This window comes from Methylobacterium sp. NPDC080182, from assembly GCF_050281105.1.
Taxonomy (GTDB): Bacteria; Pseudomonadota; Alphaproteobacteria; order Rhizobiales; family Beijerinckiaceae; genus Methylobacterium.
In genome coordinates, this window is sequence record NZ_JBNNWO010000007.1 from 16,956 (window position 1) to 39,952 (window position 22,997).

The 22,997-nt window shown below is 73.6% G+C and carries 21 protein-coding genes; 14 read left to right on the forward strand and 7 right to left on the reverse strand.

The window, feature by feature from the left end; genetic code table 11:
• The first annotated feature begins 64 nt into the window (after positions 1-64).
• The 8 genes from infB (at position 65) to gmk (ending at position 11,125) form a co-directional block, all read left to right on the forward strand.
• Positions 65-2,989 (forward strand): translation initiation factor IF-2, encoded by a 2,925-nt coding sequence (gene infB, locus ACQKQD_RS13720; protein WP_427508620.1) that lies wholly within the window; start codon positions 65-67, stop codon positions 2,987-2,989.
• Between the two features lie 104 nt (positions 2,990-3,093).
• Positions 3,094-3,522, forward strand: a complete 429-nt coding sequence (rbfA, locus tag ACQKQD_RS13725) for a 30S ribosome-binding factor RbfA (RefSeq protein WP_020092715.1) — start codon at positions 3,094-3,096, stop codon at positions 3,520-3,522.
• A 66-nt stretch (positions 3,523-3,588) separates the two neighbouring features.
• Entirely contained in the window at positions 3,589-4,605 is a 1,017-nt protein-coding gene (truB, locus tag ACQKQD_RS13730; RefSeq protein WP_056525771.1) for a tRNA pseudouridine(55) synthase TruB, read from the forward strand.
• Between the two features lie 128 nt (positions 4,606-4,733).
• Complete coding sequence (locus tag ACQKQD_RS13735) at positions 4,734-6,119, forward strand: dihydrolipoyl dehydrogenase (RefSeq protein ID WP_100251471.1); 1,386 nt, start codon at positions 4,734-4,736, stop codon at positions 6,117-6,119.
• Positions 6,120-6,203: 84 nt separating this feature from the next.
• Positions 6,204-8,816, forward strand: coding sequence for a histidine kinase dimerization/phosphoacceptor domain -containing protein (locus tag ACQKQD_RS13740; protein ID WP_091679711.1), 2,613 nt, complete (start codon positions 6,204-6,206; stop codon positions 8,814-8,816).
• Complete coding sequence (locus ACQKQD_RS13745; protein ID WP_056525777.1) at positions 8,813-9,406, forward strand: biliverdin-producing heme oxygenase; 594 nt, start codon at positions 8,813-8,815, stop codon at positions 9,404-9,406. The genes ACQKQD_RS13740 and ACQKQD_RS13745 overlap by 4 nt, the downstream gene beginning before the upstream one ends.
• Positions 9,407-9,528: 122 nt before the next feature.
• Entirely contained in the window at positions 9,529-10,386 is an 858-nt protein-coding gene (locus ACQKQD_RS13750) for a YicC/YloC family endoribonuclease (protein WP_056526155.1), read from the forward strand.
• Positions 10,387-10,462: 76 nt separating this feature from the next.
• On the forward strand, positions 10,463-11,125 hold the full coding sequence (gmk, locus tag ACQKQD_RS13755) for a guanylate kinase (RefSeq protein ID WP_056525786.1): 663 nt from the start codon (positions 10,463-10,465) through the stop codon (positions 11,123-11,125).
• Positions 11,126-11,234: 109 nt separating this feature from the next.
• On the opposite strand, the gene ACQKQD_RS13760 is transcribed toward gmk, so the two are convergent.
• Positions 11,235-11,681 (reverse strand): DMT family transporter, encoded by a 447-nt coding sequence (locus tag ACQKQD_RS13760; RefSeq protein WP_020092709.1) that lies wholly within the window; start codon positions 11,679-11,681, stop codon positions 11,235-11,237.
• A 100-nt stretch (positions 11,682-11,781) separates the two neighbouring features.
• On the opposite strand from ACQKQD_RS13760, the gene ACQKQD_RS13765 reads away from it, so the two are divergent.
• Both ACQKQD_RS13765 and ACQKQD_RS13770 read left to right on the forward strand, forming a co-directional pair.
• Positions 11,782-12,663, forward strand: coding sequence for a LysR family transcriptional regulator (locus tag ACQKQD_RS13765; RefSeq protein ID WP_427508621.1), 882 nt, complete (start codon positions 11,782-11,784; stop codon positions 12,661-12,663).
• A 236-nt stretch (positions 12,664-12,899) separates the two neighbouring features.
• Positions 12,900-13,535, forward strand: coding sequence for a PAS domain-containing protein (locus ACQKQD_RS13770; RefSeq protein WP_244526920.1), 636 nt, complete (start codon positions 12,900-12,902; stop codon positions 13,533-13,535).
• Between the two features lie 49 nt (positions 13,536-13,584).
• Here ACQKQD_RS13770 and mltG read toward each other — a convergent pair whose 3' ends face one another.
• From mltG to ACQKQD_RS13795, 5 genes are all read right to left on the reverse strand, one after another.
• Entirely contained in the window at positions 13,585-15,000 is a 1,416-nt protein-coding gene (gene mltG, locus ACQKQD_RS13775) for an endolytic transglycosylase MltG (protein ID WP_427508622.1), read from the reverse strand.
• Between the two features lie 150 nt (positions 15,001-15,150).
• Positions 15,151-16,041 (reverse strand): bifunctional DNA-formamidopyrimidine glycosylase/DNA-(apurinic or apyrimidinic site) lyase, encoded by an 891-nt coding sequence (gene mutM, locus ACQKQD_RS13780; RefSeq protein ID WP_427508623.1) that lies wholly within the window; start codon positions 16,039-16,041, stop codon positions 15,151-15,153.
• Positions 16,042-16,163: 122 nt separating this feature from the next.
• Positions 16,164-16,796, reverse strand: a complete 633-nt coding sequence (locus ACQKQD_RS13785) for a Smr/MutS family protein (protein ID WP_056525804.1) — start codon at positions 16,794-16,796, stop codon at positions 16,164-16,166.
• The gene (mltA, locus tag ACQKQD_RS13790) at positions 16,793-17,977 is read right to left on the reverse strand and encodes a murein transglycosylase A (RefSeq protein WP_427508624.1); all 1,185 of its coding nucleotides are present in this window, start codon (positions 17,975-17,977) and stop codon (positions 16,793-16,795) included. The genes ACQKQD_RS13785 and mltA overlap by 4 nt, the downstream gene beginning before the upstream one ends.
• Before the next feature lie 32 nt (positions 17,978-18,009).
• A complete protein-coding gene (locus ACQKQD_RS13795) occupies positions 18,010-18,723 on the reverse strand; it encodes a Tim44/TimA family putative adaptor protein (RefSeq protein ID WP_020092701.1) in 714 nt (237 codons plus the stop codon).
• Positions 18,724-19,069: 346 nt separating this feature from the next.
• On the opposite strand from ACQKQD_RS13795, the gene secB reads away from it, so the two are divergent.
• The gene (secB, locus tag ACQKQD_RS13800; protein ID WP_026604852.1) at positions 19,070-19,570 is read left to right on the forward strand and encodes a protein-export chaperone SecB; all 501 of its coding nucleotides are present in this window, start codon (positions 19,070-19,072) and stop codon (positions 19,568-19,570) included.
• A 22-nt stretch (positions 19,571-19,592) separates the two neighbouring features.
• On the opposite strand, the gene ACQKQD_RS13805 is transcribed toward secB, so the two are convergent.
• Entirely contained in the window at positions 19,593-20,471 is an 879-nt protein-coding gene (locus ACQKQD_RS13805) for a LysR family transcriptional regulator (protein ID WP_020092699.1), read from the reverse strand.
• Positions 20,472-20,558: 87 nt separating this feature from the next.
• On the opposite strand from ACQKQD_RS13805, the gene ACQKQD_RS13810 reads away from it, so the two are divergent.
• The 3 genes from ACQKQD_RS13810 to ACQKQD_RS13820 all read left to right on the forward strand — a co-directional run bounded on the left by ACQKQD_RS13810 (position 20,559) and on the right by ACQKQD_RS13820 (position 22,885).
• Positions 20,559-21,119 (forward strand): DUF4865 family protein, encoded by a 561-nt coding sequence (locus tag ACQKQD_RS13810; RefSeq protein WP_091926104.1) that lies wholly within the window; start codon positions 20,559-20,561, stop codon positions 21,117-21,119.
• 26 nt (positions 21,120-21,145) lie between these two features.
• Positions 21,146-21,538 carry a tautomerase family protein gene (locus ACQKQD_RS13815; protein WP_427508625.1) on the forward strand — a complete coding sequence of 131 codons (393 nt, stop codon included), beginning with the start codon at positions 21,146-21,148 and terminating at the stop codon, positions 21,536-21,538.
• A gap of 114 nt (positions 21,539-21,652) precedes the next feature.
• Entirely contained in the window at positions 21,653-22,885 is a 1,233-nt protein-coding gene (locus ACQKQD_RS13820; RefSeq protein ID WP_427508626.1) for an MFS transporter, read from the forward strand.
• Positions 22,886-22,997: the final 112 nt, after the last annotated feature.

Here is a 22,997-nt window from a genome sequence, read left to right on the forward strand (position 1 = left end):
ATTTTGACCGGCGCCACCGGGTGTCGGTTCACGGGACGATGGAAACCCTCAGGGTTCAGGCTGAATGAGCGATACGAACAACCCGGGCGACAAGACTCTGAACCGGACTTCCCCGAAGCCGCTCGGCCTCAAGCGGCCGATCGAGGCGGGCACCGTGCGTCAGAGCTTCTCCCATGGCCGCTCCAAGCAGGTCGTGGTCGAGACGGTGAAGCGCCGCGTCATCGGTGCGGCGCCGGCCGCCCCTGCCCGTGAACCCGCGCCGGCCCCACGCCCGGCGGCCCCCGCGCCGACGGCGCCGGCCCCGCGTCCGGCGCAGCGCGCCGCTTCGGGGGTCGTCCTGCGCACCCTGAGCGAGCAGGAGAGTGCGGCCCGCGCCGCCGCCCTCGCCGACGCGCAGCGCCGCGAGGCCGAGGCCCGCCGCAAGGTGGAGGCCGAGGCCGAGGTGCGCCGTCGCGAGGCCGAGGAGCAGGCCCGCCGCGAGCGCGAGGCCGCCGAGGCCCGCCGTCGCGAGGACGAGGAGCGCAAGGCCGCGGCTGCGGCCGCCGCTGCCGCGGCGGCTGACGCTGCCAAGGCCGCCGAAGCTCAGGCCGCCGCCCCTGCACCCGCACCCGCGGCCGATGCCCCCGCCGCGACACCGGCCCGTCCGGCCGAGGCGCCGGCCCAGCCGGCCGCTGCCCGCCCCGCCGCCGCGGCGCCGGCGCGCCCCGCGGCAGCGCCGGCCCGTCAGCCCGAGGCGGCCCGTCCGGCCGCCGCGCGCCCGACGGCCTCCGCGGCGGCTCCGGCCGCTCCGCGCCCGCCGCTGACGCCGCGCCCCTCCACGGGCGAGCCGCGCAAGACCATCACGGCCGACTCGCGCAAGCCGCGCGACCTCAACTTCATGGCCCGTCCGGCTCCGGCGCCCGAGCCCGAGAAGAGCGCGACGCCGGCGACCGCCGCGCGTCCCGCCGGCGCAGGGGCCGCGGCGCGCCCCGCCGGTCGCGGTGCCCAGACCAACGAGGACGAGTCCGAGACCAAGCGGGTGATCCGCCGTCCCGGCATGCCGCTCAAGATCATCGCGCCGCCGAAGACCCCGAAATCCCCGGGCGGCGACCGCAACCGCGGCCGCCTGACCATCGCCAACGCGACCTCGGGCGAGGACGAGCGCACGCGCTCGGTCGCCTCGTTCCGCCGCCGCCAGCAGCGCATGAGCGGCCGCGGCCACGTGGAGCAGAAGGAGAAGCTGTCCCGCGAGGTGACGATCCCCGAGACGATCACCATCCAGGAACTCGCCAACCGCATGTCGGAGCGGGCCGTGGACGTGATCCGTCTGCTGATGAAGCAGGGCCAGATCCACAAGATCACCGACGTGATCGACTCGGACACCGCCCAGCTCATCGCCGAGGAACTCGGCCACACGGTGCGCCGCGTCGCCGAGTCCGACGTCGAGGAGGGCCTCTCCTCCGACGAGCCGGATCTGGAGGAGGATCTCGATCCCCGTCCGCCGGTGGTCACCATCATGGGCCACGTCGATCACGGCAAGACGTCGCTGCTCGACGCGATCCGCAAGGAGAACGTGGTCGAGGGCGAGGCCGGCGGCATCACCCAGCACATCGGCGCCTATCAGGTCGCGTCGCCCTCCGGCGACATGATCACCTTCATCGACACCCCGGGCCACGCGGCGTTCACGTCGATGCGCGCCCGCGGCGCCAAGGTCACCGATATCGTGGTGATCGTGGTAGCGGCCGATGACGGCGTCATGCCCCAGACCATCGAGGCCATCCAGCACGCCAAGGCGGCCGGTGTCCCGATGATCATCGCGGTCAACAAGATCGACAAGCCGGACGCCAAGCCGGAGCGGGTCCGTACGGAGCTGCTGCAGCACGACATCCAGGTCGAGTCGATGGGCGGTGAGACCCTCGAGTTCGAGGTCTCGGCCAAGACCGGCGCCGGCCTGCCGCAGCTCCTGGAGGGCATCCAGATCCAGGCCGAGATCATGAACCTGCGCGCGAACGAGAAGCGCGACGGCGAGGGCACGGTCATCGAGGCCCAGCTCGACCGCGGCCGCGGCCCCGTGGCCACGGTCCTGGTCCAGCGCGGCACCCTGTTCACCGGCGACATCGTCGTCGCGGGCGCCGAGTGGGGCCGCGTGCGCGCCCTGATCGACGATCTCGGCGAGAACGTGCAGTACGCCGGGCCGTCGGTGCCGGTGGAGGTGCTGGGCTTCAACGGCACGCCGGATGCCGGCGACCGCGTGATCGTGGTGCCGAACGAGGCCCGCGCCCGCGAGGTCACCGAGTACCGCGCCCGTCAGAAGCGGGAGCGCCAGAACGCGCGGACCGGCGGTGCCAACCGCTCGCTGGTCGACATGATGCGCGACCTCAAGGAAGGCGCCGGCCGCAAGGAGCTGCCGGTCGTCATCAAGGGCGACGTGCAGGGCTCGGTCGAGGCGATCTCGGGCGCCCTGGAGAAGCTCGGCAACGACGAGGTCGCGGCCCGCATCCTCCTGGCCGGCGTCGGCGGCATCACCGAGTCGGACATCACCCTGGCGCAGGCGTCGAAGGCCGTCGTCATCGGCTTCAACGTGCGCGCCCACAAGGAGGCCCGCGAGGCCGCCGAGCGGGCGGGCATCGAGATCCGCTACTACAACATCATCTACGACCTCGTGGACGACATCAAAGCCACGCTGTCGGGGATGCTGCCGCCGACGCTCCGCGAGGAGCGCCTGGGCGAGGCGACGATCCAGGAGGTCTTCGAGGTCTCCAAGGTCGGCAAGGTCGCGGGTTGCCGCGTCACCGACGGCATCGTGGAGCGCGGCGCGCATGTCCGCCTCATCCGCGACAGCGTCGTGATCCATGAGGGCAAGCTCAAGACGCTCAAGCGCTTCAAGGACGACGCGAAGGAAGTCACCTCCGGTCAGGAGTGCGGCATGGCCTTCGAGAACTTCGAGAACATGCGCGCGGGCGACGTGATCGAGTGCTACCGGGTCGAGGAGATCCGCCGCACCCTCTGACGCTCCGGACTCATCCGGACAGGGCGGCCGCGGCACCTGCCGCGGCCGTCTTTTCTTTTTTCAGGACGTGCGCCGTCCGCTCCGGCGGGCCGGCCCGAGACAGAATGGCCCAGAAACCGACCTCCACCGGCCCCTCGCAGCGCCAGCAGCGCGTGGCCGAACTCGTGCGCCACGCGCTGGCCGAGGTGCTGCAGCGCGGCGATATCCAGGATCCGGTGCTCGGCACGCATGTCGTGACCGTGCCGGAGGTGCGGATGTCGCCGGACCTGAAGCTTGCCACGGCCTACGTGATGCCGCTCGGCGGCCTCGACGAGGCGCCGGTGATCGCCGCCCTGGAGCGCCACCGGAAGGTGCTGCGCCAGGAGGTGGCCCGGCGGGTGAACCTGAAATTCGCGCCGGAACTGCGGTTCCGGCGGGACGAGACCTTCGACGAGGCCGCGCGCATCGACCGGCTGCTGCGGGACGAGCGGGTCCAGCGGGACCTCGAGTCCGGGCCCGAGGACGACGAACCGGAGACCGGGACGGGGCATTGAGTCCCGATACCAAGCAGAAAGGGACGGGGCATCGACCCCGGGGGACACGCGGACATGACGGTTTCCATGGAAGATTTTCCGCCGGCCGAGCGCCAGGCTCCCCCGCCGAGCGCTGAGCGCCGCGGGCCGGAGGGGCGCCGTCCGCAGCGCGGGCCGCGTCCGGACCGGCCGAAGCGCCGGGACGTCTCGGGCTGGGTGATCCTCGACAAGCATGTCGGCATGACCTCGACCCACGCGGTCGCGGTGGTGAAGCGCGCCTTCAACGCCAAGAAGGCCGGCCACGCCGGCACCCTCGACCCGCTGGCCTCCGGCATCCTGCCGATCGCCCTCGGCGAGGCGACCAAGACCGTCCCGTTCGTGATGGACGGCCGCAAGGCCTACCGGTTCACCGTCCAGTGGGGCATCGAGACCGACACCGACGATGCCGAGGGGCGTCCCGTCGCGACGAGCGACGCCCGCCCGGACCGGGCGGCGGTCGAGGCGGCGCTGCCGGCCTTCGTGGGCGCGATCGAGCAGGTGCCGCCGCGCTACTCGGCCATCAAGATCCAGGGCGAGCGCGCCTACGACCTCGCCCGCGAGGGCGAGACCGTGGAGCTGGTCGCCCGGCCGGTGCAGATCGACCGACTCGCCATCGTCGAGCACGACGGCGAGCGCACCGTGATCGAAGCGGAGTGCGGCAAGGGCACCTACGTGCGGGCGCTGGCCCGCGATCTCGGCCGGATGCTCGGCTGCTACGGCCACGTGGCCGCCCTGCGCCGGACCCGCGTCGGACCCTTCTCGGAAGCCGAGGCCTGCCCGGTCTCGGCCCTGACCGACGGCAGCCCCGAGGCGGCCCTCGCCTACCTGCGACCGGTGGAGACGGCCCTCGACGCCATCCCGGAGGTCGCGGTGTCGCGCGATCTGGGCCTGCGCCTGATGCGGGGGCAGTCGGTCATCCTGCGGGGCCGCGACGCCCCGGTGGAGGGCAAGGCCTTCGCGACCTGCGCCGGGATCCTGGTCGCCGTGGGCGACGTGGAGCGCGGCGAGCTGGTCCCGCACCGGGTGTTCCATCTCGGCGGCACGGCCCCTGGCCGCAGCGCCTGACACGCCGGCTCCGCGCCGCCGGAGCGCGCGGAGCCCCGGCCGGTCCAGGCCGGGCTGAGACGAGAGCGCGCAGGCGGAACGAACCTGGGCCGTGACGCTTTGGCCCCGGCGGACGGTCCGGAATGCTGATGCGTGAACTCGACTACGACGTGGCGGTGATCGGTGCCGGGACCGCCGGAATCGCGGCCCATCGCGCCGCGACGGCGGCGGGGGCGCGGTCGGTCCTGATCGAGCGCGGGCCCGGCGGCACGACCTGCGCGCGGGTCGGCTGCATGCCCTCGAAACTCCTGATTGCCGCGGGCACCGCCGCCCACGCGGCCCGCACCGCCGGCCTGTTCGGCATCCGGGTTCCGGACGTCGCGGTGGACGGGCCCGCCGTGCTGCGGCGCCTCCGCGAAGAGCGCGACCGGTTCGTCGGCAGCGTCCTCGAAGGTCTCGACGATCTCCCCGAAGACGAGCGCCTCGGCGGCACGGCGCGGTTCGAGAGCGACCGCACCCTGCTGATCGACGACGCGATCCGGATCCGCTTCCGGGCCGCGGTCATCGCCACGGGCTCGAGCCCGATCGTCCCGGAGCCCCTGCGGGGCCTCGGCGCGGACGTCCTCACCACCGACACGCTCTTCGAGATCCCCGATCTCCCGGCCTCGCTGGCCGTTCTCGGGGCCGGTGCCGTCGGGATCGAGATCGCCCAGGCCATGGCCCGGCTCGGCGTCGCCGTCACGGTCATCGACGCGGGCGACACCGTCGCCGGCCTGACCGAGCCCGATCTCGCCCGGCAGGCCGCCGCGATCTTCGGTTCGGAGATGGATCTTCACCTCGGTGCCGAGGTTCGGGACGCCGTTGCGGACAGCGACGGCGTGCGTCTCGGCTGGGTCGACCGCCACGGTCGCGACCAGGTCACGCGGGCGGCGCGGGTGCTGGCCGCCACCGGCCGTTCTCCGAACCTGGAGCCCCTCGGGCTGGAGGCGACCGGCCTTCGAATCGGCGAGACGGGCGTGCCGGACTTCGACCGGCGCAGCCTCGTCTGCGCCGGGGCACCGATCCTGATCGCCGGCGACGTCGACGGCTGGCGACCGGTGCTGCACGAGGCGAGCCGCCAGGGCACGATCGCGGGCGCCAACGCGGCCGCCCTCGTGGCGGGTCGCCCAGTCGCGACGCCGGAGCCGTGGACGAGCCTCGCGATGGTCTTCACCCATCCCCAGGCGGCGGTGATCGGCGCGCCCTACGACCCGGAGGACGATCGACGGATCGTCGGCGCCCTGGATTTCTCCGACCAGGGGCGCGCCCGCGTGGAGGGACTGAACCGCGGCGGCATGCGGATCTGGGCCGATCGGTCCGGGCGACTGCTCGGGGGCGAGATGCTCGGGCCGGCCGTGGAACACCTCGCACACCTGCTCACGTACGCCGTCGCCGACAAGCAGACGGCCCAGGCCGTGCATGATCGCCCGGTGTACCATCCTACGGTTGAAGAAGGGCTTATCAGTATTATGTCTAAGATCATACAGAGGAGCTGAGGCGTTGATCTTGCTGACATCACTAGCATTGCGCTCGGCCATTTCGGTCGCCATACCGGTCTGAATGAGCCGGTTTCGCTCCTGATGCCGCCCAGCCAGGCCCCCGATACGGACGTCGATCTCGACGTCATCGCGCCGGACGCGCTCGACCGCCTGGACCAGGGCGTGATCGGGCTCGATGCGGCCGGCACCGTCGTGGCCTTCAGCGAGGGCGCGAGCGCGATCTCCGGGCTGTCGCGCGAGGCCGTCCTCGGGCGCGACTATTTCCGCGACGTGATGCCGGGCACCAACGTGCCGAGCTTCCGCGGCCGGTTCCTCGCGGGTGCGCGCCGCGGCGCCCTGGACGAGACCTTCGACTACGTCTTCGGCCGGCTACCGCAGCCGCTCCGGGCTCGGATCCACATGCGACACGGCCAGATCGGCGGCACGCGCCCGGTGACGTGGCTGACCATCGATCCCGTCGAGAGCCTCGGCGCCGACCTGTCGCGCGAGGCCGTGATGGCGGCGATCGGCCGGCGGGTGCGCGCCGAGCCGGTGGATGCCAGCCTCTGCGAGCGCGAGCCGATCCACATCCCGGGCTCGATCCAGCCCAACGCCGTGATGCTCGCGGCCGATGCCGGAACCCTCCTGGTCGCGGCCTACTCGGCCAATGTCGGCGAGATCATCGACCCGATCGAGCCGCCGCTGGCGGGCCGGCCCCTGGCGGACGTGCTTCCGGCGGAGGTCGTCGCGGCGATCCGCGCGCGGCTGGCGAGCGGGACTCTCGAGGATGGCGCCTCCATGCGCCGGACCCTGACCTTCCCGGATCGCGGCGCCTATCACGCCGTCGTCCACGCCCATGCCGGCCGCGTCATCGTCGAGATGGAGCTGGAGCCGGATTCGGCCGACGATTTCGCCACGGCAAGTCAGGTCGATACCGAGCTGGCCGTCGGTCGCCTGCGCGAGGCCGCGACCCTGGCCGAGGCCGCCCGGATCGCGGCTCTCGAGATCCGGGCCCTGACCGGCTTCGAGGCCGTGCTGGTCTACCGCTTCGACCCGGACTGGAACGGCGAGGCCGTGGCCGAGGACAAGGTGCCGGGCTGGTCGCGCAGCCTGCTGGGCCTGCGTTTCCCCGCCTCCGACATTCCCGCCCAGGCCCGGGCCCTCTACACCAAGGCCAAGAGCCGCTTCGTCATCGACCGTGACAGCGTCCCGGTCGGGCTGGTCTCGGCCCCTGGCGCCGGCAACGGCCCGATCGACCTGACTTTCGCCCAGCACCGCACGCTCTCGCCGATCCACCTGGAGTACCAGCGCAACCTCGGCGTGAACGGGTCCATGTCGATCTCGATCATGGTCGAGGGACGGCTGTGGGGCCTGATGATCGGCCACCACCGCCGCCCGCACTACGTCACGCCGGAGACGCGCGCGGCCGCCACGGTGCTCACGGACGCCTTCGCCATGCGGGTGCAGGAGATCGAGTCGCGCCGCCTCTGGGCCGAGCGGCAGGCGCATCTCGACGTCGAGGGGCGCCTCGTGCGCGGCCTGACGCGATCCGACGACTTCGTGGCCGCCCTGACGGCCGGGACGACGACGCTGCTCGACCTGTTCAGCGCCACCGGCGCCGGCATCGTCTCGGGCGAGCGGGTCACGCTGATCGGCCGGACGCCGCCGGCCGAGACGGTGGCGGCGATCGCCAGCTGGCTGCGGGCGCGCGTGCCGGAGGGCGAGGTCGTCTACAGCAGCGACAGCTTCGGCGCCGACTTTCCGGAGGCCGGGCCGCATCGCGAGATCGCCAGCGGCCTGCTCGCGGCCTTCGTGGACGATTCGCGCGAGAACCTGCTGGTGTGGTTCCGGCCCGAGGTGCCCAGCACGGTCACGTGGGGTGGCGACCCGCGCAAGCCCGTGCTTGCCGGAAGCGGTCCCGTGGCGGTGCTGCCCCGCCGCTCGTTCGAGCGCTGGGTCGAGGAGCGCACCGGCTTCGCCGCGCCGTTCGCGGAATGGCAGGTCCAGCTCGCCGGCTCCCTGGCCGAGGCGGTCGAGGGCGTGGTGCTGCGCCAGCGGCGCAAGATCGACGAGCTCACCGGCCTGCTCGCCGAGAAGGAGCGTCTGCTCGAGCAGAAGGACCTGCTCACGCGGGAGATCGACCACCGGGTCAAGAACTCCCTGCAGATCGTCTCGGCCTTCCTGCAGATGCAGCGGCGCCAGATCGCCGACGGCGAGGCCCGGCAGGCCTTCGCCGACACCTCCGCGCGGGTGATGAGCGTCGCGCGGGTGCACGACAGCTTGTACCAGGCGGATCGGTTCGACGAGGTCGATCTCGGCCAGACCATCGAGAGCCTGTGCAACGACCTCGCGGGGCTGGCCGGCGACGGGCACGCGGTCGACCTGTCGGCGGAGCCCGGACTGATGGTGCCCTACCGCAAGGCCGTGGCGCTCTCGCTGATCGCCACGGAACTCGTCACCAACGCCTTCAAATACGCGGCCAACCCGGCGGGCATCGGCCGCGTCGAGGTCAGAGTCTCGGCCTCCGGCCCCGGCGAGATCCAGCTGCGCGTCTGCGACGACGGGGCCGGCCTGCCCGACGACTGGGCGGACGCCAAGGCGCGGAGCAAGGGCTCCGGCCTGGGCATGAAGCTGATCCGGGCGATGCTCGACCAGATCAACGCCAAGCTCACCGTCGCCAACACTCCCGGCGCCTGCTTCACGATCACCGCGTGAGATCCCGCGAAGGCCTGCACGCGCGGCTGCGCGCCGCGACCGATCCGGCCCACCGGGCGCTGGAGGCGTCCCTCGACTGGCAGGCGCGGGTGGCGACGCTCGGCGGCTACCGGGAGCTGCTGGGACGCCTCTACGGCTTCCACGCGGTCTGGGAATCGGCCATCGGGTCCGGGCTCGCCGACGAGCCGTTCCTGGCGCCGCGCCGCCGACTCGCGCTCCTTGCGGCCGACCTCGTCCATCTCGGCCTCCAGCCCGGCGCGGTCGCGGCGCTCCCGAGACCGGCCGCTCCGGTTCTCCGCGGGCCGGCCGCCGCCACGGGCGCGCTCTACGTGCTGGAGGGATCGACCCTCGGCGGGCAGCTGATCGGCCGCCACATCGCCGGCCTGCACGGCTTCTCCGACGCGGGGCTCGCCTATTACCGGGCGCACGGGCCCGCCGCGGGGGCGATGTGGGCCGCCTTCCGCACGCGCCTGGACGCGTTCGGCGACGACCCGGCCGCGGAGGCCGCGCTCACCGGCGCGGCCGTGTCGACCTTCGCGGCGATGCGCGCGTGGCTCTGCCCGGTCCCGGAGCTGCCGGCCGCCGCCTGAGCCGGCCCGACGCGCCTCGCGACGCGGCGACGGCGGCGACCGGCCTCTTCCCACCGGAGTGATCCGTGCTACAGGCCCCGATCTTCACGGGGACGGGGGTCGGCGTGGCCCAGATCGCGAGCATGACCGGTTTCGCCCGGACGGCGGGCAGTGCCGGACCGGTGCACTGGGCCTGGGAGGTCCGCAGCGTCAACGGGCGCGGCCTCGACGTGCGCACCCGCGTGCCGGCCGGCTATGACGGGCTCGGCGAGACCGCGCGCACCGCGCTCCAGAAGACACTCACCCGCGGGCAGTGCCAGCTGACGCTGACCCTCACCAAGCCGGAGACGACCGCGCGGGTGCGGATCAACGAGACGCTCCTGGCGAGCCTCGCCCAGGCGGTGGCCCGGGTGCCGGTCCCCGAGGGCGTTGCCCCCGCCACGATGGACGGGCTGCTCGGCGTGCGCGGCGTGATCGAGGTCGAGGACGAGGCGGCCGACACCGACACCCTCGCCCGGGACCTGGCCGCGGGCGTGGTCCAGCTGGTCGCGGATCTCGTCGAGGCGCGCCGCGCCGAGGGGCGCCAGCTCGAGCAGGTCGTCACCGCCCAGGTCGACCGGATCGCCGCGCTGACCCAGGCGGCCGAGGAGAACCCGGCCCGCCAGCCCGAGGCCGTGCGGGCACGGCTGGAGGCGGCCGTCGCGGCCCTCGGCGGCAGCGGCCTCGACCCGGACCGCCTGCACCAGGAGGCGATGCTGCTCGCCGGCAAGGCAGATGTCCGCGAGGAGCTGGACCGGCTCCGCGCCCACGTGGCGAGCGCCCGGGACCTGCTGGCGGCCGGTGGCGCGATCGGCCGGCGGCTGGACTTCCTGGCCCAGGAATTCGGCCGCGAGGCCAACACCCTGTGCGCCAAGGCCAACGATATCAGCCTGTCGCGGATCGGACTCGACCTGAAGGCCGTGGTCGAGCAGTTCCGCGAGCAGGTGCAGAACATCGAATGATGCCGGGCACGATGCTGGGCACGATGCCGGATCGGGATGTGAGGATACGGATGCGAAACGTCGGGGAGCCACGCGCATGACCGAGCCGGCCGGGAGCGTCTCCGACTCGATCGCGCGGCGCGGGTTGATCCTGATCCTCTCCTCGCCCTCGGGCGCGGGGAAGACCACCCTGACGCGGGCGATCGCGCAGGATCCGAGCTGGGCGCTCGACCTGTCGATCTCGGTGACCACGCGGGGACGGCGTCCCTCGGAGATCGACGGGCGGCACTACCATTTCATCGATCGCGAGGCGTTCGACGACCTGCGCGAGCGCGACGATCTGCTCGAATGGGCCGAGGTGCACGGCAACTTCTACGGCACGCCCCGTCGGCCGGTGGAGAAGGTGCTGGGCTCCGGCCGGGACATGATCTTCGACATCGACTACCAGGGCACGCGGCAGGTGCGCTCCAAGCTCGCCCAGGACGTGGTGACGGTCTTCATCCTGCCGCCCAGCATGGCCGAGCTGCGCCAGCGCCTGGAGCGCCGGGCGGAGGATTCCGCCGAGACGATCGAGAAGCGTCTCGCCAACGCCCGGACCGAGATCCAGCGCTGGGTCGAGTACGACTACGTCATCGTCAACGACGACCTGCAGAACGCCTTCCGGGCCCTCCAGGGGATCCTGGCGGCCGAGCGCCTCCGGCGGGCGCGCCGCACCGGCCTCGCCCCCTTCGTCGAGGGCCTGCTGGCCGAGACGCCGTGATCCGGCCCTGGAGCGCTCTCCGCCGAAGTGGATACCGGTCCGGCGCAAGAGAGCGTGTCAAGACAAAGGCTTGGAGCCGTGCTCGGTTGCAGCGCGATCGCGCACGGCTCTAGCGGCGGATCAGCACGACGCCGCCGATCAGGAGCGCGATCCCCAGGAGGCGCGGCAGGTCGACGGGCCGCTGCGCGAGGCCGAGCAGGCCGGCGTGGTCGAACAGCACCGAGGCGACCATCTGGCCCGTGACGAGGAGCGCGAAGAAGGTCGCGGCGCCGAGCTTCGGGACCAGCAGGATCGCGAGGCCGATGAACACCGCGCCGAACAGGCCGCCGCTCCAGGTCCACCACGGGATGCGCTCCGCCACGCCGGCCGTCGGCACCGGGTCGCGCAGGGCGGCGGCGAGGAGCGCCATGCAGGCGAGCCCGACCGCGTAGCTGGAGACGCCGGCCCAGGACGCGGAGTCGAGGCCCGCGCGGAGATTCGCGTTCAGGATCTGCTGGAGGACGAGGCCGGCGCCCGCCAGCACGGCGAGCAGGGCGGAGAGCGCGAAGGCGAGCATTGCGGGACGGGCCTCGGGGTCGGGACGGCGGGCGGCATTGACAACCGTCCCGGCCGATGCCGTCAAATGCCGCGCTGACCCGCGTCCATGCAGTTTCGGCATGATGAATCCCGCACATCTCGACCTCTTCCGCGCCGTGATGCGCCACGGCGGCATGACGCGGGCCGCCGAGGTCCTGGGCATCGGGCAGCCCCATATCAGCCGCGCCATCGCGCAGCTGGAGGCGGCCCTCGGCTTCGCGCTGTTCGTGCGCGGGCACGGCAACGCGTTCCCGACCCCGGAGGGCGAGGCCTTCGCCCAGGAGGTCGCGCAGACCTACGCGGGCCTCGATCACCTGCAGCAGGCCGCGCGCCGGATCCGCGAGCGCGGCACCGGCGGATTGCGCGTCGCCTGCCAGCCCTCCCTGGCCGCCGGATTGCTGCCGCGCGCCATTCGCCGCCTCGACGCGGAATGCCCGGATCTGCGCATCTCGGTCCACGTCCCCAGCCCAGACACGATCTGGTCGTGGACCGCCTCGGGCCAGTGTGACCTCGGCCTGGCCCGGCCGCGCTCCGGCCATGCCGGGGTGAGCGCCGAGCCGTTCCTGCGGGTCGCGGCCGTGTGCGCGCTGCCCCGCGGGCACGCCCTGGCCCGCCGGCGCGTCGTCACGGCGGCGGATCTCGCCGGGGTGCCGCTGATCGCGGCCGGGTCGAGCCCCGTGCAGGCGGCCACCGAGGCGGCCTTCGCGAGCGCCGGCGCGACGCCGCGCTTCGCCCTGATGGCCGAGTACACGGCGGCCCGCTGCGGCCTCGTCGCCGAGGGACTCGGCGCCGCCATCGTCGATCCGGTCCCGGCACGGGCGCTCGGCGGGCTGCCCATCGTGCTGCGGCCGTTCCGGCCCGAGATTCCCATCGAGACGCTGCTGCTCCGGCCGGCGGGCCGGCCACCGGGGCGGCTCGTCGAGCGGCTGATGCTCCATCTGGCGGCGGAGCGCGCCGCCTGAGGCGCGTCGGGCGCGCCGCGCGCCCGGCCATCTCGGGCGGCGCCGTGCAGTCGAGCGGCACCCGGCACGCTGTTGGGACCGGTAGGGCCGCCCGCCCGCGACGCGGGCCCCGTCCGCCGTCGCCCGCGCGGTCGCGGTGGTCACGTTTTCACTTTCGTGTCGCGCGGCCGACGTTGCATTCCGCAGTGAAGGTGTGCTCGAAATCCCGCTCGTCTGCACATGAACTCGGATGGCGCATGCCGCGATCAGTATTGGGGAGGACCGCGCTCACGCCGTTCGGGATGTCCGCGCTGGGCGTCGGCATCTGGGAGGATGCGCCGCACACGGGATGCGTGCGCGGGGACGCGACGATGGCGCGGATCTTCGGCCTGACCGAGGCCGAGGCGGCGGACGGCATCACCTGGGAGCAGCTCTCCGCGCTCTTCCACCCGGAGGACCTCGCCCGGGACCAGAGCGAGCGCCGTCGCGTCCGCGAGGAGGGCGGTCTCTTCGCCTGGGAGCACCGCATCGTGCCCGCGCCGGGCGTCGTGCGCTGGGTCCTGGCGCGGGGTCGGTTCGAGCGCCGCGCGGACGGGCACATCTACGGTCGGGGCATCGTGATCGACATCACCGACAGCCGGGTCGACGGCCCGTACGAGCCGCCGGTCGGTTTTCTCGGGGCTCCGACCGAGCCGGGGACCGCCGTCGAGCGGATGGCCGATTACGCGATGCGCCTGTGGGAGCTGGTCGGCGATCTCGGGCCCGGCGAGGCGACGCGGGTGCAGCCGCTGCTCGAAGCGCTGCTCTACGAGCTGGGACGGCAGATCGCGGCCTCGCTGTCGGGCGAGCCGCCAGAGGCGCCGCGGCGCCCGCGGAACCCGCGGGCGCATTGAGGGTGGCCCCGACGTCGCCGAAGCCGGCGCCGCGGACCGGCGCGGCTGCCTAGCGGCGGCCGCGCGGCGCCGGTGCCGGCTCGCTCAGGGTCGGGACCGTCTTGGGCGAGCCCAGATCGTAGCTGCGGTTCTTGAGCGGATCGAGGCGAGTGCCCTCGGAGGCATCGAAGGCGCGCGTGCCCGGCGTGCCGGTATCCAGGGCGAAGGCCGCGTTGGTGTTGATCCCGTTCCCCGCGGGGGCGCCGCCCGGCGCGTAGGCCGAGGCGCGGCCCGGCGTCGCCGAGTCCGGGCCCGGCTCGACCTTGTCGACGGCGTCCGGCGGCGCCTGCCGGCTCTTCTCGACCGCCCGCCAGCGGGCGACGTTGCGCTGGTGCGCCTCGAGGGAATCGGCGAAGGCGTGGCCGCCGGTGCCATCCGCGACGAAGTACAGGTCCTTGGTCCGGGACGGGTTGGCCACCGCCTCCAGGGCGGCGCGGCCGGGATTGGCGATCGGCCCCGGCGGCAGGCCCTCGATCACGTAGGTGTTGTAGGGGGTCGGCCGGTCGATCTCGGAGCGCAGGATCCCGCGGCCGAGGGTGCCGCGCCCGCCCACGAGCCCGTAGACGATCGTGGGGTCGGATTGCAGCTTCATCCGCTTGTTGAGGCGGTTGATGAAGACGCCAGCCACCCGGGGCCGCTCGTCGGCGCGGCCGGTCTCCTTCTCGACGATGGAGGCGAGGGTCACCATCTCGGCCGGGGTCCGCACCGGCACGTCGGCGCTGCGCCGCAGCCAGATCTGGTTCAGGACCTCGCGCTGCTTGGCCTTCATCAGGTTGACGATCTGCTGCCGGGTGGCGCCGCGCTCGAACTTGTAGGTATCCGGCAGGAGCGAGCCTTCCGGGGGGATCTCGTTGATCTCGCCGGCGAGCACGTCGTTGTCGTTGAGGCGGGTGACGATCTGCTCGGAGGTCAGGCCCTCCGGGAAGGTGATGGCGTGCTGGACCTGCCGGCCCGTGGCGATCGTGTCGAGCGCGTCGGAGATGCTCGCGTGCGCCTTGAAGACGTACTCGCCCGCCCGCAGCGCCGGCCGGCCGCCGAAGCGGGCGGCGAACTCGAACAGGCCGGTATGGTCGATCACGCCCTCGCGCTTCAGGGTCTCGGCGATCTCGGCCGTTCCGCTGTGGGTCGGGATGACCACGACCTTGTCGGCCGCGAGCGGGCCCGGCTCGCGCACCTGCCGCTGGAACAGCGTGATCCCGATCATCGCCGCGATGGCGATGACGACCGCGAAGGTCAAGGCGCCGCTGATCAGGCCCACGAGGCCGCTCCGCTCGCGCTCGGGCTTCTCCGGCGGCGGGGGCGCGACGGTCGGCTTGATCGCCTCGCCGGGCGAGCGCGGCGACAGCCGCTGCGGCAGGGCGGGCTCGTCCGTCGGATCCTGCGCGGCGGTCTCGGGCGCGGGCGTCTTTGAGCGGCGGAAGAACATCGGGATCCTGTCTGGGCCCGCGCGACCCGTTACGCGTCGCGGGCCGGGATCGGCTGCCCGCAACCGGGTGCGCACGTCGAGGGGCTTAACCCTAGTCGGGTTTGTGGCGAAATTGCCGTTCCGCGGCGCGATAGGCGCCGATCGGCGCGCTCAGCCCGGGGGCTGGCAGGTGGCGCAGTAGAAGGTCGAGCGGTTCGCCTGCACGATGCGGGTGATCGCGCCGGCGCATCCGGGCCGGCTGCAGGGCAGGCCGACCCGGTCGTAGACCCGGAAGGCGTGCTGGAACGCGCCCGCGCTGCCGTCCGTGTGGACGTAGTCGCGCAGGGTCGAGCCGCCGGCCTTCACAGCCTCCTCGAGGACCTGCACGATCGCCTTGGCCAGGGCGTTGGCCTTGGGCATCGGGCGCCCGTCCGGCCGGGCGAGGCTCCCGGCCGGCGCCTCCGGATGCAGGCGCGCCCGGTGCAGCGCCTCGCACACGTAGATGTTGCCGAGGCCCGCGATCAGGCGCTGATCGAGCAGGGCGGCCTTCAGCGGCGCGATCTTGTGGCGGAAGAGCTGCGCGATCACAGCCCCGGTCAGCCCGTCGAGGGGCTCCACGCCCATCCGGGCGAAGTGGCGGCAGGCCGCGAGCTCCGCGCTCGGGACCAGATCCATGAAGCCGAAGCGGCGGGCGTCGTTGTAGGTCACCGTGGCGCCGGTGCTCATCGCCATGACCACGTGGTCGTGCCGGGGCGTGCCCTGGGCGCCTTCGAGGTAGAAGTCTCCCGGCGACAGGTTGCTGCCGTCGGGCAGGGCCACGTCGAACCGCCCGCTCATGCCGAGATGCATGACCAGCGTCTCGCCCGAGTCGAGGGCGGCGGTGAGGTACTTCGCCCGGCGCGCGAGGCCCGTGACGGTCCGCCCCTCGAGGCGGGCGGCGAAGCGCTCGGGGAACGGGAAGCGCAGGTTGGGCCGGCGCAGGGTGACGCGGCTAAACCGCGCGCCGACCAGGGCGGGCGCCAATCCCCGCCGCACGGTCTCGACCTCGGGAAGCTCCGGCATCTCTCTCGCGATTTCTGCGTCCGCGGCGCCCCGTGCGCCGCCCCGGATATCATCGGTATCGGACCTCGCCGCAACCGCGGGGATCCGGACGGGTTGCCGCGCGTCCCGCGCTCGGACCCGCCCTACCGCCGGCGCAGGCGCACGTAGAGGGCGCCGCCGCCGCCATGGTGGCGGGCGGCCTCCTCGAAGCCGAGGACGATGCCGCGCAGGTCCGGCCCCCGCAGCCAGTGCGGCACGCTGCGGCGGAGGACGCCCCGCTCGGAGAAGGCGTCCGCGTGGCCCGGGCCGCCCTTGCCGGTGACGACCAGCACGTAGGAATGCCCGGCGGCCCGGGCGCGGAGCAGGAAGCCCGTCAGCGCGGCGTGGGCCTCGGCCTGCACCATCCCGTGCAGGTCGATCCGAGCCTCGATCGCGAGCCGCCCCCGGCGCAGGCCGAGCTTGGCGTTCCGCTCCAGCCCGGCACTCGGCGCGTGCCGCTGGGGCGGCGCCTGGTAGGGAGCGGCGGTGGCCGGGCGCGCCGGCTCCGGGGCCGGCTTCGGCGGGTGCTTCGCCCGCGGCCTCTTGGCGGCCGGCGGCGCGCTGGGCTTCAGGATCGGCGCCGAGAGGGCCGGCATGGTGGCGGTCGGGCCCGGCGGCGGAGGCGTCTCGGGCACCGGGGCGGCGCGGCCCGGCAGCGGCGTGACCAGCTTGGCGATCGCGTCCCAGAGGCGGGTCTCTCCCGCGGTGAGGCGGCGCCCGCGGCGCGGGGCCCTCACGGCGCGGCTCCGGGCACCGCCGCGCGGCGCGGCAGCAGGACCACGAAGCCGATCGCGTCGCGGAGGTTGCCGGCGGCTACGCCGGCCTCCGCACCGGTACCGACGAAGAGGTCGCCGCGGGCAGGGCCCACGATCGCCGAGCCGGTATCGGCGGCGATGACGAGGCGCCCGGCCTCACCTGGAGTCGCGCCGGGGAGGGGGCCGGCGAGCCAGAACGGCAGGCCGTAGCGCCAGAGGGTCGAATCCACCGCCAGGCTGCGGCCCGGGCTGAGCGGGGCATTCGCGGCGCCCGGCGGCCCGAGGACCGGATCCGCGACCGGAGCGAGGCGGAAGAAGATGTAGGAGGCGTTGGCGCGGATCAGGCGCTTGGCGGTCTCGGGATGGGCGCGCAGCCAGCCGGTCCAGCGGGCGAGCGTCAGGCCCTCCAGGGGCAGGTGGCCCTCCTGGACAATCAGCTTGGCCACCGCCGTGTAGGGGCGGCCGTTGCGGCCGTCGTAGAGCACCCGCACCGCGCGCCCGTCCGGCAGCCGGACGCGCCCGGACCCCTGGACCTGCAGGACCAGCAGGTCGACCGCGTCGCGCAGCCACAGGATCGGCTTCGCCCGCGCGCCGAGGGCGCCGTCGTCGATCGCGGCGCGGTCGGGGTAGGGGGCGAAGCCGTCCGCGGTGGCGCGGGCGGCGCGCAGGCCCGGGTCGAGCCCCGGGCGGGTCTCGCCGGGGCCGAGGGAGATCAGGTCGTCGGGGCGGGCCAGGACAGGCGTCGGGAAGTCCGGGCCTAGTTCGAGGGAACCCGCGAGTTCCGGCTCGAAATAGCCGGTCAGGAAGCCGGGCCGGTCCGCGCCGGGCCGCGCGACGCGGAACGCCTCGAACCGCTCGTGGAAGAAGGCGGCGGCGTCGGGCACGGGGCCGGCGGCGGCCGCGCAGGCCTCGGCGAGGGCGGCCGGATCTCCCACGACGCCGTCGGGCTGGGGCAGAGCGGGCGGCGGGGCCGCGCAGACGCGGCGGAAGGCGTCGAGCGCCGCCTCAGCCCCCGCGCCGGGGAAGCCCGGCAGGTCGGCCGCGGCCACGGGGGTCAGCACCGCGCCGCCGACCGCCGTCGGCGCGGCGGACACGGCCTGACTCAGGAGGGACGCGAGGAGGGCGGCCGGGACTGCTCCGGACCGGGCGCGGGACATCGGCACGGCAAGATCGTCACGGAACGCCGGTCACGGACTCAGGCGCCGGCCTCGGTGGCCACGAGCTGCCAGTTCGGGTCCCGCGAGCCGAGCGTGCGGGCGAAGGTCCAGACATCCGGCACCTCGACCACCGTCTCGGCGCTGCCGTCCACCACCTTGCCGTCGGCGTCGCGGGTGGCGGTGATCAAGTTCGACAGGAAGCGGACGGTGACGTGCGCCACGCGGTTGCGCACCTCGACGGCGACGATCTCGGCCTTGTCGATCGACACGAAGGTGGTCTCGAGCGTCTGCCGGTTGCGCTCGCGCTCCGCGATCGCCCGCTCGAACGCCTCGCCGACCTCTTTCGAGAGGAGGCCGCGCAGGGTCTTCCGGTCGCCCTTGGCGAAGGCGATCATGATGGCTTCGTAGGCCGACTTGGCGCCCTCGATGAAGGCGCGGGGGTCGAAGCTGGGCTCCGCCTGGATGCAGGCCTCCAGGCCGCGCGCGACCTCGGATCCCGGCTCGGCGATCCCGCGCCAGTCCCGCGGGGCGGCGGCGGGCTGCGGCGCGGCCTGGACCCGGTCGGCGCCGGGCAGGCGAACGACGTTGTCGCCGTCGGAGCGCGCCTGGGGCTCAGTCCGGCTGCGGTCGACCGGCTTGAACGGCGAGCGCTCGGCCCCCGTCTTCTGACCGAGCACCGAGCGCAGACGCCAGATCACGAAGACGGCCAGCGCGAGGAAGATGATCGTCGTAACGTCGAAACTGTCCTGCATCACCGATCCGATGGTGGCCGCGGCGAGACCCTGTGCCCCTTGCTCAGGTCGCGCGCGGTGCGGCGCCGGCTAAGCGCGCAGAGGTCTGGCCGACTCATATCCGACCAACGCGTCGGGAGCGAGCCGGTTGTGTCGGCCGGACGATCGAACCCACGCGTCAATTGCGATCCGGTCGATATGGGTCGTGGGGGCCGCCGGCGCCAGCGCCGCGCCCGCTCGCTTGTCCAGGCCCGGCCCGCGTGTTAGCGGCCCTGCCGTTTGGGCAGTTCCGCGGCGTGATCCAGCCGCTCCCGCCGCGACAACAACCCGCGCCGGCCCTGCCGGTCGATCGAGAAGGATGATCCGCATGGCCGATTCCCCGGCAGCGAACGGCAACGGCGGCGGCATGCCGCAGGGCGATGCGCCGACCATCAACGCCCTGGCGCAGTACACGAAGGACCTCTCCTTCGAGAATCCGAACGCACCGCGCTCGCTCCAGCCCAAGGAGGGTCAGGGGCCGCAGATCAACATCCAGGTGAACGTCAACGCGCAGCAGCTCTCCGAGACCGATTTCGAGGTCGAGCTGAAGCTCGAGGGTGACGCCAAGATCCAGAACGAGGTGCTGTTCGCCTTCGAGGTGACCTATGCCGGCGTCTTCCGGCTTCTCAACATCCCGGCCGACCAGATCCATCCGGCTGTGATGATCGAGTGCCCGCGCCTGCTCTTCCCCTTCGCCCGCCAGATCGTGGCCGAGGCGGTGCGCAACGGCGGCTTCCCGCCCCTGTACATCGACCCGATCGACTTCGTCGGCCTCTACCGGCAGAAGGTGATGGAGCAGCAGGGCGCCCAGGGCCCGCTCGCCTCCTGAGGCAGGACGAGCCGGCGGCCGCTCAGCGGCCGCCGGGACCGCGATAGGCCGCCGCCAGGGCGCGCAGCGCCTCGGCGGGGCGCCCGGCCAGGCGGCGGGCGCGCAGCACCACGAAGGTGCGCGGCAGTTCCGGCAGCCCGAACCGGCCGCCGACCTCCACGGCACCGGCCGGGGCCGTGCTCGGCGCCAGGGCCGCCACCGCCAGCCCCGCCATCACGGCCGCCCCCACCGCCAGCACGCCGCCTCCGACGAAGACCTCGGTCCAGGGGAGCCCGGCCGCGTCGAGAACCCGCGTCGCCGCGCCCCGGACCGTGCAGGGGCCCGCGAGCCCCGCCAGACGCAGCGTCTCGCCCGGCCGGGGCGCCGGGAAATCCGGTGCGGCGAACCAGCCCAGCCGCTCCTCCGCCAGGACCGCGCCGCCGTGGCCGGCCTCGTCCTCCGTCCGGAAGATCACCGCGTCGTAGCCGCCCTCGCCGGAGGATCCGAACGCGGCCGCGAGGTCGCGCGACGGGACGATCCGCACCTCCGTGATCAGCCCGGCCCGATCCAGGCCCAGGCGCCGCAGCAGCACCGGCAGGTCGGGGCCGGCGACGTGGTCGCTGATCCCGAGGCTGAGCCGGGCGGGCTGCGCCGTCGCCGCGTCGGCCACGGCGCTGTCATGGGCGTCCAGGAGGCGCCGAGCGGCCGGCAGGAACAGGGCGCCCTGGCGCGTCAGGTCCACGTGCCGCGGGGTCCGGTCCAGGAGGCGCGTGCCGAGCCGGTCCTCGAGCCGCTTCAGCCGCAGGCTGATCGCCGCCTGCGACGTGGCGAGCGCCTCGGCGGCACGGGTGAAGCTGCCGAGATCGACCACGCGCACGAAGGCCAGGACGCCTTCGAGGTCGAGGGGACGATCGGCGACCATAACGCACTCTTATCGTAGATATCGGTGCCGATATGTCGCCGTTATCGACGCGGCGTGCAAGCCTGCGGGCCTCTTCGGGAGTGCCCCATGCTGATCACCCGCTACCGGCATCGTCTGCCGGCCGACTACGCCATGGACAGGATCCGCGCGCGCGTCGCCACCCGCGCACCGGCCTGGGACGCGGTGCCAGGCCTCGTCTTCAAGGCCTTCACGGTCGAGGACCGGGCGCGCGGGGCCGCCGCTAACGCCTACAGCTCTCTCTATCTGTGGCAGGATGCCGGCGCCGCCGCCGCGTTCCTGGCCGGGGCCGGATTCGGCGCCGTGATCGCGAGCTTCGGCCGGCCGCGCATCGAGACGTGGCTGGCGGTCGCAGCCGCGTTCGGGCCGGGCGACGCCGCGGGCGCCCTCTCGGAGGAGACGCGTCTCGTCGGGCCCGCGGAGGATCTCTCCGCCCTGCGCGACGACGAGCGGGGACGCGGGCACGACATCGCGGCCGGGCGCGACGTCCTCGCCACCGTGGCCGGGCTCGATCCCGACGGATGGCGCCTCACCCGCTTCACCCTCCGCGCCGAGCCGGCCGCCGGGCTGTCCGGAACCGCGATCGCCCACCTCGCCGCGCCCGGCCTCGCCGCGGCGCGCGGCCGCTGATCTCGGACCGATCGAGGAGTGAGACCATGCCTCTGACCCGCATCTCCCTGCGTGCCGGGACGACCGAATCCTACAGGGCCGCCCTCGTCGCGGGTGTCTACGACGCCATGCGCGAGACCTTCGCGGTGCCGGAGGGCGACCTGTTCGCCCTGGTGCACCAGCACGACGCGTCGGACTTCGTCTACGGTCCCGACTATCTCGGGATCCGGCGCAGCGACCGCCTCGTGATCGTCCAGATCACCGCCAACGCGACGCGCGGCACCGCGCAGAAGCGCGCCCTCTACGTCGCCGTGACCCGCAACCTCGCCCGCGATCCCGGCGTGGCGCCGGGGGACGTCTTCATCAACCTCGTCGAGGTCAACCCGGAGAACTGGTCATTCGGGGAGGGGCTGATGCAGTACGGCCCGCGGGAGCCGTGAGGCCGGTGCAGCGAGTCCGCCGCGGGAGCGGTGCGGCGATGATGGCGGCGATCCGGGCTTGACCGTTCCGGGGGGGGAGTACAGGTCCGGGGCCCGAAACGGCTCCAGGATCGCATGGCCCCCACCGCAAACCTCGCCCTGATCAACCTGTTCATCGGGGACATCCAGGGCGGCCTCGGACCCTTTCTCGGGACTTGGCTGGCAGAATCGGCCTCGTGGAGCCCCGCGCGGGTCGGGTTCGTCATCACGCTGGTCGGCATCGGCACGCTGTTCCTGAGCGGACCGTTCGGTGCCCTGGTCGATCGGTTCCCGCGCCCGCGCCTGCTGATCGCGCTGGCCTGCGGGGCGATCCTGGTGGGAACGCTGCTGCTCCTGCCGGCCCGCAGCTTCCCGGCGGTGCTGTGCGCGCAGCTGTTCGCGGCGGCCGGCGGCACCCTGCTGCTGCCGGCCGTCGCGGCGCTGACCCTGGGTATCGTCGGCAAGGACCGGTTCCCCGCGCAGCAGGGGCGCAACCAGGCCTTCAATCACGTCGGCATCCTGATCGCCGCGGGCGCCATCAGCCTCGGCACCGGCTATTTCGGCCCGGCGATCGCCTTCTGGGTGCTGGGCGGCATGGCGCTGGCGGCGATCGTCGCGACGGCGACGATGCCGGCCAAGGCGTGGAGCCGCCGCCGCGCCGTCGGCTGGAAGGAGGACGATTCGGACGAGCCGGAGCGCAGCGGCCTCCGCCAGGTCCTGGGGAACCGTCGCCTGCTGGTGCTGACCGTGGCGCTGACCCTGTTCAATCTCGGGAACGGCGGCATGCTCTCGCTGCTCGGCCAGAAGCTGGTCGCGACCGCGGCCGACGCCACGACCTGGACGGCCCGCTACGTCATGGTGGCCCAGCTGGTGATGGTCCCGGTGGCGCTGTTCGCCGGATCGCTCGCCGACAAGCGCGGCCGCCGCCAACTGCTGATGGTCGCCTTCGCGGTCCTGCCGGTGCGGGCGCTGCTGTCCGGCCTCATCGACGATCCGGTCTGGTTGATCGCCGCCGAGGTGCTGGACGGCGTCGCGTCCGGCATCGTCGGGGTGGCGGTGCCGGTCATCGTCGCCGACCTGACCTGGGGCTCCGGCCGGACCCAGACGGCCATCGGCAGCGTCAACGCCATCCAGGGCGTCGGCGGCGCCCTGTCGGGCTGGTACGGCGGCCTGTCCTACGGGATGTTCGGCTGGACCGGCGCCTTCCTGGCCCTCGGCCTGCCGGCGCTCATCGCCCTCGCGCTGGTGATCTGGCTCGACGCGACGCCCGAGCCCGGCCGGCGCAGTCGCCGGCGGGAGCGGCGCAGCACCGCCGCGCAGGGAGCCTGAACCGACCCCGCGACCGAAACCCGCGTCGACCCGCTATAGGACCCGATCGGGGCCGCCCCCGCGCGTTGCGGTGCCGCCGGACGCGGGGCCCTCTGAAACGCGAAAACCCGGC